Here is a 14,654-nt window from a genome sequence, read left to right on the forward strand (position 1 = left end):
TTTTTATAAATAGTATTAAAAAAAGTCTCAGATAAATTTAGTTTTAACTTTCAATTTAAAACTATTCCATTTTAACAACAATAAATTGTGTACGTCTGTTTAACTGATGTGCTTCTTCTTCACATTTAGCACCGTCTTCACAACCATTGGTTAATCTTCTTTCTCCAAAACCTTCGTGTTCTGTAATTCTAGAAGGATCAATACCTTTAGAAATTAAATATTCGTATGTTGAGTTTGCTCTGTCTATAGATAATTTATCATTATAAGATAATGTACCTCTAGAATCTGTATGAGATTCAATTCGTATGACCATATCTGGATAAACATTTTGCATGAGATTTACTATTTTATCTAATTCTAAAGCAGCATCTTTTCTAATGTTATGTTTATCGAAATCGAAATAAATGGTATTTAATTCGGCAAGTTTAACAACATCTTCAACAGGATTCAACAATAAATTAGCTGTGATTTTTGTTAATTCTGTTTGTAAATTTTTTGAGGTGAATGTTCTGTAATCCTCTATATATTTTTCATGACTACCTACAATTTTGTAATCTTTGTTTCTATCTATATTTATAGAGTAATACCCTTTATCATCTGTTTCCATATAGGCGATTTTATTATTAGAACCGTCGTATAAAGTAATTTTAGAGTTTGGTATTGGGTTGTTGTTTATAGCATCAGAAACCACACCTTCAACAATTAAATAGGGCACACGGTTGTAGGCATAAATGTCATCATCGCCTTGTCCGCCAGATCTATTTGAAGCAAAATAACCTGTGGTTGCATCGGGATTCATAGTAAAAGAGAAATCATCTTTACTAGAATTCACAGGAACACCTAAGTTTATAACATCAATGATATCGCCGTTTTCATTATTTATACTAGCAAACACATCTAAAAGACCCAATCCAACATGTCCATCTGAAGAGAAGAAAAGCGTCTCTTCACTGTTTATAAATGGAAAACCTTCTGCTCCAGCAGTATTAATAACATTACCTAAATTTTTAGGCTCTCCTAAAGAACCATCTTTTAAAATATCGACTACGTAGATATCCGACCCTCCAAAACCTCCAGGTCTGTCTGAAGAAAAATATAATTTTGAATCATCACTGTTTAAAGCCGCATGTTGTGTAGAGTAGTCGTCACTATTAATTGATAACTCTTCAATATCTGTCCATAGACTATCTTTTAAAGTGGCTCTGTAAATTTTCATGGTTGTTAAACCGTGTTCATCTTTTTTCTCAACATTATCTTTGAAATTATTTCGAGAAAAATACATGTGTTTTCCGTCTTTAGTAATCGTTACGGGACCATCATGAAAAATAGTATTTACATCGCCTTCAATTTTATTGGTGTAATCTGGATTAACTTTAGAATCTTCATCGACTACATAAACATCTAAAAACGGTTGTTCATTCCAACCATACAAGCGTTTTATGGCATAGCCTTCATCTCTTGAAGAAGTAAAATAAATTTTTCCATTGTGTTTTATAGCACCAAAGTCACTAAATTTTGAATTAAAATTTACTTTGTCTAAGAAATATTGTTGCTTGGCATTAAAAATATTACTAATAAAATTAATGTCTTTAGAAAAATCGTTCGAATTTACAACGCCTCCAGAATCTTTGAAGCGTTCTAACCAAATTTGAGATTCTTTATAATCTTTAATACCACGAAGTGATTGCGCGTAGCTGTAATAATAATCGATTGGCGCATTTTTTTGCTCAACCACTTTTTTATAATACATCGCTGCATTTTTTGGATCTCTCATTAAAGCATAACAGTCGGCTAACTTTCTGGTTGCATAGTCTGTATTATAGTTGTTTTCAATAAGTTCTTTGTATAGCTCGGTCGCTTTTACAAATGAAAATTTATTGAATAGGGTATCGGCTCGTTTCTGTTTTCCTTGTTGAGCAAAAACAGATAAACTTAGCATTAATGCTATGGTAACTAATATGTAATTTTTGATTTTCATATTATATAGTTCTAGAAATATCTTGGTGATTTTAATTTAGAGCTCAAGAATTTAAATTCGTAAATGAGCATTAATTCGTGTGTACCGTTTGAATAACGTGATATGTCAGAAATTGGTTTTTCATAAGCATATCCAATACGTAACTGTCTTGAAATTTGAAAATCTGCAAAACCGCCAATAGCACCAGCAGATTCATTAATTCTATAAGAAGCACCTAGCCAAAATTTCTCATTAAACAAAAAGTTTGCTGTTAAGTCGTAAGAAAGCGGGGCACCATTGGTTGCTTTAATTAAATACGATGGTTTGAATTTTAAATTTTGACTTAAATCGAAAACATAGCCACCTGTAAAATAATAGCTCAAACGTTCTAAAGCTTCATAACCTTGTTCTCTGTTTCTATCAGTTTTAAGAACTCTTGGAGTTGATAAACCTAAATACCATCTATTAGTACTCCAGTAAACACCCAGACCAATATTAGGAGACCATCTATCTTCAATTCCGTAAATTAACTGGTCGTTACTTTCGGAAGCTCTAAAGTCGGGATCTAAACTGTATTGAGTAAATCCACCTTTTATACCAAAGGCTAACTTACCATTTTGCCCTGTTGGAATAGCATATGAAAAATCGGTATATAAATACGAGAAGTTTTCTGGACCTAAATCATCTTTAATAAATGATAAACCTAAACCAATTCTGTCATTTCGCAAAGGCGTATGAATAGAAAGTGTTTGTGTTGTAGGACCTCCATCAAAACCAACCCATTGGCTTCTATGTAATCCAACGATGCTTAAAGCTTCTCGACTACCAGCATATGCGGGATTGACTGAAATCGTATTAAACATGTACTGAGTAAATTGAGGCAATTGTTGAGCAACAGATACAGTAACAGTACAGCTAAACAGTACGATAGCGATTATGTTATGTTTTAAAAGTTTCATAGGTTAACGTTTTTATTTTGTTCCTAAATAAACTGGACCTGTAAAAGGAGCCAATCCACTATTTTTTAAGATTACTATATAATAATAAGTTCCACTTGGCACTTTTCCAGCATTACCAATAGATGATTTAGGTGCAGCTCCATCCCAGTCACCTTGTCCTTCACCAATGGTGTAATTTGTTGATTCATAAATTAAAGCACCCCATCTGTTGAATATTTTAACATCGGCTTCGAAACCACAGAATTCAATGCCTTTAATATCGAATGTTTCGTTATACATATCTCCATTTGGAGTTACAGCTTTAGAAATTTCAACAGATTCTCTTGAACAATCGGGTTGTGGTGCGGGTAATACAAGACAATTTTCGTTTATATAAACATCTACATCTACGCTAGTTGCACAAGCACCATCTGCAATTGTATATCTGAAAGTGTAAGTTTCTAAACCAACCCCACCGTTAGCAGGGTCGAAAACACTACCTTCTAAAGTTAATCCATCACCAGAAACTATTGACCAGGTTCCGTTAATATCAACTTCACCAGATAAGAAATCAAATAAATTAATTGGGCCATCATCAATACATCTGTCACCATCTGTTACAGTAATTGTATTTGTTTGAACATTTATTACCTGGGTAAATACGGCATCATTACAACCATCACTTACAGTCCAAGTTCTAATAATTTGATAGCTAGATTCATTACTTTGAATGGTCTCTGTTGTATAATCAACAGTTACATCAGCAGCACAATTATCTTTAAATTCTAGTGTTGGTTTTTCTGGTATGTTTTGACACGTAACAGAAATATTCTCATTTAAATTAAATCCATCAGCTAAAGTAGGTGCTGTAGTATCTTGAACGGTTATTATTTGATCAGCTGAAGTTGTGTTACCACATTCATCGGTAGCTGTCCAAGTTCTAGTGATAATATAGCTGTTTGTACAATCGCCTTGAGTTACCACATCAGATTTAGTGATAGTTACCGTGCCACAAGTATCAGCACCAGTAGCTACACCATTAGAAGCACTAGACTCATCGGCAGTACATTCTATAGTAACATCAGCAGGTACAGTGATAGTAGGTGGTGTTGTATCAATTACAGTTATTTTTTGATCAGCTGAAGTTGAGTTACCACATTCATCAGTAGCTGTCCAAGTTCTAATAATGGTTTTAGTATTACCACAAGTAGTAGTTACCACATCAGATTCAGTGATAATTACCGTACCACAAGTATCAGTACCAGTAGCTACACCATTAGAAGCACTAGACTCATCGGCAGTACATTCTATAGTAACATCAGCAGGTACCGTTATTGTAGGCGGTGTTGTATCAATTACAGTTATTTTTTGATCAGCTGAAGTTGAGTTACCACATTCATCAGTAGCTGTCCAAGTTCTAATAATTGTTTTAGTATTACCACAAGCAGTAGTCACCACATCAGATTCAGTAATAGTTACCGTACCACAAGTATCAGCCCCAGTAGCTACACCATTAGAAGCACTAGACTCATCGGCAGTACATTCTATAGTAACATCAGCAGGTACCGTTATTGTAGGCGGTGTTGTATCAATTACAGTTATTTTTTGATCAGCTGAAGTTGAGTTACCACATTCATCAGTAGCTGTCCAAGTTCTAATAATGGTTTTAGTATTACCACAAGTAGTAGTTACCACATCAGATTCAGTGATAATTACCGTACCACAAGTATCAGTACCAGTAGCTACACCATTAGAAGCACTAGACTCATCGGCAGTACATTCTATAGTAACATCAGCAGGAACAGTTATTGTAGGCGGTGTTGTATCAATTACAGTTATTTTTTGATCAGCTGAAGTTGTGTTACCACATTCATCGGTAGCTGTCCAAGTTCTAGTGATAATATAGCTGTTTGTACAATCGCCTTGAGTTACCACATCAGATTTAGTGATAGTTACCGTGCCACAAGTATCAGCACCAGTAGCTACACCATTAGAAGCACTAGACTCATCGGCAGTACATTCTATAGTAACATCAGCAGGTACAGTGATAGTAGGTGGTGTTGTATCAATTACAGTTATTTTTTGATCAGCTGAAGTTGAGTTACCACATTCATCAGTAGCTGTCCAAGTTCTAATAATGGTTTTAGTATTACCACAAGTAGTAGTTACCACATCAGATTCAGTGATAATTACCGTACCACAAGTATCAGTACCAGTAGCTACACCATTAGAAGCACTAGACTCATCGGCAGTACATTCTATAGTAACATCAGCAGGTACCGTTATTGTAGGCGGTGTTGTATCAATTACAGTTATTTTTTGATCAGCTGAAGTTGAGTTACCACATTCATCAGTAGCTGTCCAAGTTCTAATAATTGTTTTAGTATTACCACAAGCAGTAGTCACCACATCAGATTCAGTAATAGTTACCGTACCACAAGTATCAGCCCCAGTAGCTACACCATTAGAAGCACTAGACTCATCGGCAGTACATTCTATAGTAACATCAGCAGGTACCGTTATTGTAGGCGGTGTTGTATCAATTACAGTTATTTTTTGATCAGCTGAAGTTGAGTTACCACATTCATCAGTAGCTGTCCAAGTTCTAATAATGGTTTTAGTATTACCACAAGTAGTAGTTACCACATCAGATTCAGTGATAATTACCGTACCACAAGTATCAGTACCAGTAGCTACACCATTAGAAGCACTAGACTCATCGGCAGTACATTCTATAGTAACATCAGCAGGAACAGTTATTGTAGGCGGTGTTGTATCAATTACAGTTATTTTTTGATCAGCTGAAGTTGAGTTACCACATTCATCAGTAGCTGTCCAAGTTCTAATAATGGTTTTAGTATTACCACAAGTAGTAGTTACCACATCAGATTCAGTGATAATTACCGTACCACAAGTATCAGTACCAGTAGCTACACCATTAGAAGCACTAGACTCATCGGCAGTACATTCTATAGTAACATCAGCAGGTACCGTTATTGTAGGCGGTGTTGTATCAATTACAGTTATTTTTTGATCAGCTGAAGTTGAGTTACCACATTCATCAGTAGCTGTCCAAGTTCTAATAATGGTTTTAGTATTACCACAAGTAGTAGTTACCACATCAGATTCAGTGATAGTTACCGTACCACAAGTATCAGCCCCAGTAGCTACACCATTAGAAGCACTAGACTCATCGGCAGTACATTCTATAGTAACATCAGCAGGTACCGTTATTGTAGGCGGTGTTGTATCAATTACAGTTATTTTTTGATCAGCTGAAGTTGAGTTACCACATTCATCAGTAGCTGTCCAAGTTCTAATAATGGTTTTAGTATTACCACAAGTAGTAGTTACCACATCAGATTCAGTGATAGTTACCGTACCACAAGTATCAGCCCCAGTAGCTACACCATTAGAAGCACTAGACTCATCGGCAGTACATTCTATAGTAACATCAGCAGGTACCGTTATTGTAGGCGGTGTTGTATCAATTACAGTTATTTTTTGATCAGCTGAAGTTGAGTTACCACATTCATCAGTAGCTGTCCAAGTTCTAATAATTGTTTTAGTATTACCACAAGCAGTAGTCACCACATCAGATTCAGTGATAGTTACCGTACCACAAGTATCAGCCCCAGTAGCTACACCATTAGAAGCACTAGACTCATCGGCAGTACATTCTATAGTAACATCAGCAGGTACCGTTATTGTAGGCGGTGTTGTATCAATTACAGTTATTTTTTGATCAGCTGAAGTTGAGTTACCACATTCATCAGTAGCTGTCCAAGTTCTAATAATGGTTTTAGTATTACCACAAGCAGTAGTCACCACATCAGATTCAGTGATAGTTACCGTACCACAAGTATCAGCCCCAGTAGCTACACCATTAGAAGCACTAGACTAATCGGCAGTACATTCTATAGTAACATCAGCAGGTACAGTTATTGTAGGCGGTGTTGTATCAATTACAGTTATTTTTTGATCAGCTGAAGTTGAGTTACCACATTCATCAGTAGCTGTCCAAGTTCTAATAATTGTTTTAGTATTACCACAAGCAGTAGTCACCACATCAGATTCAGTGATAGTTACCGTACCACAAGTATCAGCCCCAGTTGCTACACCATTAGAAGCACTAGACTCATCGGCAGTACATTCTATAGTAACATCAGCAGGAACAGTTATTGTAGGCGGTGTTGTATCAATCACAGTTATTTTTTGATCAGCTGAAGTTGAGTTACCACATTCATCAGTAGCTGTCCAAGTTCTAATAATTGTTTTAGTATTACCACAAGCAGTAGTCACCACATCAGATTCAGTGATAGTTACCAATCCACAAGCGTCTCCTCCTGTAGCCACACCATTAGTAGCACTAGACTCATCGGCAGTACATTCTATAGTAACATCAGCAGGTACAGTTATTGTAGGCGGTGTATTATCTTTAATAACAAATTTAGCAACAGTGTTGGTAGTATTACCACAAGCATCAGTTGCAGTAAAAGTAACATTAGCCATTCCTGTATTTCCGCATTCATCTGATAAAGTAGTAAAGTTGTTTGTCCATTCAATTGCAGAACAATCATCGGTAGCCGTTGCTCCTCCGTTGGAAGCAAGCCAATCAGTTAATTCTTGAATATTTCCTGAACCATCACACTCAGCAAGATAGTCACTCGCTTGTGTAGTTATACTTGGCGGAATATTATCTTGTATGTGATAAACTGCTGAAGTTTGTGAAAAATTCCCACAGGCATCCGTGGCAGTGAAAGTAACAGTAATACCTTTACCTTCTTTACATCTTACACTTGTGTTTTGACCATAATCATTTGTCCAAGTTACTGTACTACAATTATCGGTTGCAGTTACACCTGCATGATTATCTAACCAATTTTGCAGAGCATTCGGATCTGTAATCCCACACTCTATATCAATGTCTAATTTATTAGATTCATCTATTACTGGAGGTGTATTATCATCTACTATGATAGTTTGAATAACATTTATTGAATTTCCTGAAGGGTCTGTGATAGAGTAAGTTCTCATAATATTACCACCACACGCATCTGGATTTAATGAACTATCAGAAACAAATTCAACTTTTGTACTACAATTGTCATTCTCATCTAAAACAACTGAAACATCAGGAGCAGGAATATCTGAAACACATTGAACAGAAATAGAATCAGGATTACTTGCAGTAGGCGGTACATTATCTTGTACAGTTACTGTAGCAGTACAAGTAGAAGCATTACCATTAACATCAGTAACAGTAAGCGTTACCGTATTATCACCAACCTCAGCACAAGTAAAATCTGTTTGAGAAAGCGTTATAGTATCAACGGCACAATTATCAGAAGATCCGTTATCAACTTGAGCAGGTGTTACTGAAGCATTACCAGCAGCATCAAGTTGAATAGTTACATTTTGACAAAGCGCAGTAGGCGGTACATTATCTTGCACAGTTACTGTAGCAGTACAAGTAGAAGCATTACCATTAACATCAGTAACAGTAAGCGTTACCGTATTATCACCAACCTCAGCACAAGTAAAATCTGTTTGAGAAAGCGTTATAGTATCAACGGCACAATTATCAGAAGATCCATTATCAACTTGAGCCGGTGTTACCGAAGCATTACCAGTAGCATCAAGTTGAATAGTTACATTTTGACAAAGCGCAGTAGGCGGTACATTATCTTGTACAGTTACTGTAGCAGTACAAGTAGAAGCATTACCATTAACATCAGTAACAGTAAGCGTTACCGTATTATCACCAACCTCAGCACAAGTAAAATCTGTTTGAGAAAGCGTTATAGTATCAACGGCACAATTATCAGAAGATCCGTTATCAACTTGAGCCGGTGTTACCGAAGCATTACCAGTAGCATCAAGTTGTATAGTTACATTTTGACAAAGCGCAGTAGGCGGTACATTATCTTGCACAGTTACTGTAGCAGTACAAGTAGAAGCATTACCATTAACATCAGTAACAGTAAGTGTTACCGTATTATCACCAACCTCAGCACAAGTAAAATCTGTTTGAGAAAGCGTTATAGTATCAACGGCACAATTATCAGAAGATCCGTTATCAACTTGAGCCGGTGTTACCGAAGCATTACCAGTAGCATCAAGTTGTATAGTTACATTTTGACAAAGCGCAGTAGGCGGTACATTATCTTGTACAGTTACTGTAGCAGTACAAGTAGAAGCATTACCATTAACATCAGTAACAGTAAGCGTTACCGTATTATCACCAACCTCAGCACAAGTAAAATCTGTTTGAGAAAGCGTTATAGTATCAACGGCACAATTATCAGAAGATCCGTTATCAACTTGAGCCGGTGTTACCGAAGCATTACCAGTAGCATCAAGTTGTATAGTTACATTTTGACAAAGCGCAGTAGGCGGTACATTATCTTGCACAGTTACTGTAGCAGTACAAGTAGAAGCATTACCATTAACATCAGTAACAGTAAGCGTTACCGTATTATCACCAACCTCAGCACAAGTAAAATCTGTTTGAGAAAGCGTTATAGTATCAACGGCACAATTATCAGAAGATCCGTTATCAACTTGAGCCGGTGTTACCGAAGCATTACCAGTAGCATCAAGTTGTATAGTTACATTTTGACAAAGCGCAGTAGGCGGTACATTATCTTGTACAGTTACTGTAGCAGTACAAGTAGAAGCATTACCATTAACATCAGTAACAGTAAGCGTTACCGTATTATCACCAACCTCAGCACAAGTAAAATCTGTTTGAGAAAGCGTTATAGTATCAACGGCACAATTATCAGAAGATCCGTTATCAACTTGAGCCGGTGTTACCGAAGCATTACCAGTAGCATCAAGTTGTATAGTTACATTTTGACAAAGCGCAGTAGGCGGTACATTATCTTGCACAGTTACTGTAGCGGTACAAGTAGAAGCATTACCATTAACATCAGTAACAGTAAGCGTTACCGTATTATCACCAACCTCAGCACAAGTAAAATCTGTTTGAGAAAGCGTTATAGTATCAACGGCACAATTATCAGAAGATCCGTTATCAACTTGAGCCGGTGTTACCGAAGCATTACCAGTAGCATCAAGTTGTATAGTTACATTTTGACAAAGCGCAGTAGGCGGTACATTATCTTGCACAGTTACTGTAGCAGTACAAGTAGAAGCATTACCATTAACATCAGTAACAGTAAGCGTTACCGTATTATCACCAACCTCAGCACAAGTAAAATCTGTTTGAGAAAGCGTTATAGTATCAACGGCACAATTATCAGAAGATCCGTTATCAACTTGAGCCGGTGTTACCGAAGCATTACCAGTAGCATCAAGTTGAATAGTTACATTTTGACAAAGCGCAGTAGGCGGTACATTATCTTGTACAGTTACTGTAGCAGTACAAGTATCAGTATTACCCGAATCATCTGTAACAGTAAGTGTTACTTGATTAGCTCCTACATCAGCACATGAAAAAGATGTTTTTGAAGCAGATAATGTTATTGTTCCACATGCATCAGTCGAACCCCCATCAATATCAGCTGGAACTATAGTGGCACTACCACTACTATCAAGTTGAATAGTTATATTTTTACAAAGTGCATTAGGATTAATATTATCAGCAATTGTTATAATCTGTGTTGAAGTGTCATTATTACAATCAGCTATAGCACCATCTGCATCTGAAACCTTTAACGTAACTGTCTTATCTCCAAATGTCGAAAATGTATGAGAAGGATTTTGTAAAGTACTAGTAGTACCATCTCCAAAATCCCAGAGATATACTACTGGAGCACCACCTGGATATGGATCTGAAGATGTATCGGTGAAATTTATTGTTTTACCACAATTAGCATCAACTGAATAAGTATATGAAGAAGTAATTGCAGGTAAAAAATCAAGTTGAATTATAGCATCAATTTCTACGATTTGAGCTAAACAATCTCCAGAACTTCCTAAAGGTATTTCAACTGTAATAGTAAATTCGTATAGACCAGGAACACTTACAGTTACATTTGTATCTTCACTTGTTGGTGATGAAAACTGTGAAGTACCAGGTCCACCTGTTTGAGTCCATTGATACGAACTAACAGTGATACCATCCGGTATATTACCTATAGTGGCATCTAAAAAAGCTGTATCAAAACAAACATTATTCCCTACACCTCCTATTACAGCAACATCAGAATCTATTTTTGGAGTTCCTCCTGCCTCAATTAAATCAGCAAAAATCAAACAAACATTACCTCCTCCTGTACAAGCAGAATATCTTACACCACCAATATAAATGGTTCTTGTATTGTTACAAGAACTTGATGTAGATCCAAGGGCACCGGTTTGTTTACCAATATCTGTAATGTTTTCAATATCAATAGCGGTGTTTTCAGCGAGAGTAAGTTCTACACTGTTATTGGCCCACAATATTTGTCCTCCGTTTTTAATTTCAATTCTATTAATATGCGATGGAATTGTTGTGTTTGCTAGTAATGTAATATCAATTCCATTAGGTATAATAACTACACCATTACATGTGTTTTGATTAGTATTTAACCAGGTGACAAATTGTGCTCCAGTAAAGTTACTAGGTACTGTACATTGCGCTTGAATCTGTGTAAATCCAACAAAAATAAATAGTATGAGAGCTATATACTTTTTTAGATTGTTATTAATTTTAAAAGTAATTGTTTTCATAAATTGGGTGTTTTATTAAACTACAGCAACCTTGTTATATGTTTTTAATTTATTATAGGCTATATATGGTCACAATTATGGCAATGCTATTTTGCGCATAATTATTATCTTGAGGGAAGAATTAGTTTTATGAATACAAATCCATATTATATATATTAGATTCGATATCATAATTAAATGATTAATAGCTACTAACAAAAGAACGTATATATGTTTTCATGTTCAAAAAAAACTCGTCAAACGCCTATATATTCGATTATCGGAATTGATTTACAATTAATCGATACATAATTGTATTTCATCGATAAAAAATTTGATATTTAACAACATATTTTATTTAGATATTTATTTAATTAATTTTAAAAAAACGAATTTACGCATTTTATCGAATATATTACGCGTTTAACCGATAAAATTTACATTTCAACGATAATATGAAAAAATTAATACTTATTAGACATGCAAAATCTTCTTGGAAGTTTAATGTCATAGATCATGAAAGGCCTTTAGAAACAAGGGGTTTAAACGATGCTTTGTTAGTTTCTAAACATTTGTTAAGAAGTCAATTAGAGGTTGATTTAGTTTTGTGCAGTGATGCTATTAGAACTAAAAAAACGGCTGAAATCTTCAATAATTGCTTAAAAATCGACGAAAAGCACATTGTTTTTAATCATGATTTGTATGATTTCGAAGGGTCTAGTCTGTTAAAAGTTATAAAATCCTGTAATAATTCGGTAGATACATTAATGGTTTTTGGACATAATCATGCATTAACATACTTTGTTAATACGTTTGGAGATCGATATATCGATAATGTCCCTACTTCTGGCGTTGTAATTATAGAATTCAATATTGATAATTGGAAAGATTTAAAACAAGGAAAAACATTACAAACATTATTTCCCAAAGATTTTCGAGAATTAAGTTAAAATAATTGTTATATACTTCCTATATATAAAGTCTATTTTAAGTAAATAAGATATATTTGTGAAGGTATAATTATACGTTTATTAGAATGACAAAACCCGAAATTCACGAAAACCTTTATATAAACAGAGAAATTAGTTGGTTACAATTCAATGCCAGAGTACTTCAGGAAGCATCAGATGAAACCGTACCATTAATTGAACGTTTGCGTTTTGCAGGCATCTTTTCAAATAATTTAGATGAATTTTTTAAAGTGCGTTATGCAACCGTTAAACGTATCGTTGAAGCTGGAAAAGGTGGGAAAAACGAGCTCGGTGGTATTAGGGCTAAAGAACTTCTCGAAATAATTACACAAATAGTTATTGAACAGCAAACAGAGAGCTTATCAATTTTAGATAGTGTTCATGAACGTTTAGAGGAAGAAAACATTTACATAATAAACGAAACTAAAATTAATGCCTTTCAACATGATTTTATAAAACGATATTTTATAAGAAAGGTTAGTCCGGCATTAGTTACTATCATTTTAAATGATTTAGTAGTCTTGCCAAACCTAAAAGATAGCGCGGCTTATTTAGCGGTAAGAATGGTAATGAAAAATGATGAGCGCCAATTTGCACTCATTGAAATTCCTAAAACTATCAACAGATTTGTTGAACTACCAAATGAAGGCGACAAAAGCTACATCATCATGATTGATGATTTAATAAGATATTGCTTAAAAGACATCTTTAATATTTTCGATTATGAAACGATTTCGGCTCATATGATAAAAATTACGCGTGATGCCGAATTAGATTTTGAAAGCGACTTAAGTAAAAGTTTTATTGAAAAAGTCTCCGATAGTGTTAAACACAGAAAAATTGGAGAACCCGTTCGTTTTGTTTACGATAAAACCATTCACCACGAAACTTTAGACTATTTAATGTCTAAAATGGGAATTGATGATACAGATAGTATTATTCCTGGTGGTCGTTATCACAACAGACGCGATTATATGAGCTTTCCAAGTTTAGGAAGAACCGATTTATTGTATCCTAAAATTGAAGCATTACCAATAAAAGGGCTTAGTTTAGAATCTAGTATTTTTAATGCTATAGATAAAAAAGATTATTTGCTTTACGCCCCGTATCAAACATTTTCTTACATCGTTAAGTTTTTAAGAGAAGCCGCTCTGGATCCTGCTGTAAAAACAATAAAAATTACAATTTACAGATTAGCAGAAATATCACATATTGCGAGTTCCCTTATTAATGCAGCCATTAATGGTAAAACCGTAACTGTTTCCATAGAATTACGTGCTCGATTTGATGAACAAGCTAATATCGATTACGCACAACAAATGGAAGACGAAGGAGTTAATCTTATTTTTGGAGTACAAGGACTAAAAGTACACAGTAAAATGTGTGTTATAGAGCGCGAGGAAAACAAAAAAATAAGACGCTACGGCTTTATTAGTACAGGAAATTTTAATGAATCTACAGCTAAAATTTATACAGATTACACCTTACTAACATCCAATCAACGTATATTAAAGGATGTCAATAAAATATTTAGTTTTTTTGAGACCAACTATAAAATATTCACTTACAAACATTTAATTACATCACCTCATTACACAAAAAAAGCATTATTTAAGTTAATTGATAACGAAATAAAAAATGTAAAAAATGGTAAAGAGGGCTATATTAGATTAAAAATGAATAGTATTTCTAGTTATACTATGGTCGATAAATTGTATGAAGCCAGCAATGCAGGAGTTAAAATACAAATGATTGTTCGCGGTATTTGTTGTTTAATACCTGGTGTGAAAGGCATGAGTGAAAATATTGAAGTTATAAGTGTGGTCGATAAATTCTTAGAACATTCTAGATTGTATATTTTTGGAAACAATGGAGATCCTAAAGTTTATATTTCTTCTGCCGATTGGATGACTAGAAATATAGATAATAGAGTAGAAGTAAGTTGTCCTATTTACGATGAAGCTATAAAACAAGAAATTATTGATACTTATAATATTTGTTGGAGTGACAATGTGAAAGCGCGATTAATAAATACCGAAACCGAAAACGAATATAGAATTAATAATAATGAAAAAGTACGTTCTCAATTTGCTACATACAATTATTATTTAAATAAATTAAACAGCTAAT

Annotated in this window: 6 protein-coding genes; 2 read left to right on the forward strand and 4 right to left on the reverse strand. The window is 34.7% G+C overall.

Going from position 1 to position 14,654, the window contains the following annotated elements; all coding sequences use genetic code 11:
* Positions 1-61: 61 nt before the first annotated feature.
* The 4 genes from AW14_RS10890 to AW14_RS10905 form a co-directional block, all read right to left on the reverse strand.
* Positions 62-1,978, reverse strand: a complete 1,917-nt coding sequence (locus AW14_RS10890; protein WP_044638831.1) for an OmpA family protein — start codon at positions 1,976-1,978, stop codon at positions 62-64.
* A gap of 11 nt (positions 1,979-1,989) precedes the next feature.
* On the reverse strand, positions 1,990-2,916 hold the full coding sequence (locus AW14_RS10895; protein WP_044638832.1) for a PorP/SprF family type IX secretion system membrane protein: 927 nt from the start codon (positions 2,914-2,916) through the stop codon (positions 1,990-1,992).
* A gap of 12 nt (positions 2,917-2,928) precedes the next feature.
* Positions 2,929-6,723 (reverse strand): gliding motility-associated C-terminal domain-containing protein, encoded by a 3,795-nt coding sequence (locus AW14_RS10900; protein WP_044638833.1) that lies wholly within the window; start codon positions 6,721-6,723, stop codon positions 2,929-2,931.
* 72 nt (positions 6,724-6,795) lie between these two features.
* Complete coding sequence (locus AW14_RS10905) at positions 6,796-11,574, reverse strand: beta strand repeat-containing protein (protein WP_044638834.1); 4,779 nt, start codon at positions 11,572-11,574, stop codon at positions 6,796-6,798.
* 434 nt (positions 11,575-12,008) lie between these two features.
* On the opposite strand from AW14_RS10905, the gene AW14_RS10910 reads away from it, so the two are divergent.
* Both AW14_RS10910 and ppk1 read left to right on the forward strand, forming a co-directional pair.
* On the forward strand, positions 12,009-12,503 hold the full coding sequence (locus AW14_RS10910) for a SixA phosphatase family protein (RefSeq protein ID WP_044638835.1): 495 nt from the start codon (positions 12,009-12,011) through the stop codon (positions 12,501-12,503).
* A gap of 86 nt (positions 12,504-12,589) precedes the next feature.
* The gene (gene ppk1, locus AW14_RS10915; RefSeq protein ID WP_044638836.1) at positions 12,590-14,653 is read left to right on the forward strand and encodes a polyphosphate kinase 1; all 2,064 of its coding nucleotides are present in this window, start codon (positions 12,590-12,592) and stop codon (positions 14,651-14,653) included.
* Position 14,654 lies beyond the last annotated feature (1 nt).

The sequence above is a fragment of the Siansivirga zeaxanthinifaciens CC-SAMT-1 genome (assembly GCF_000941055.1).
In the GTDB taxonomy this organism is placed as follows: Bacteria; Bacteroidota; Bacteroidia; order Flavobacteriales; family Flavobacteriaceae; genus Siansivirga; species Siansivirga zeaxanthinifaciens.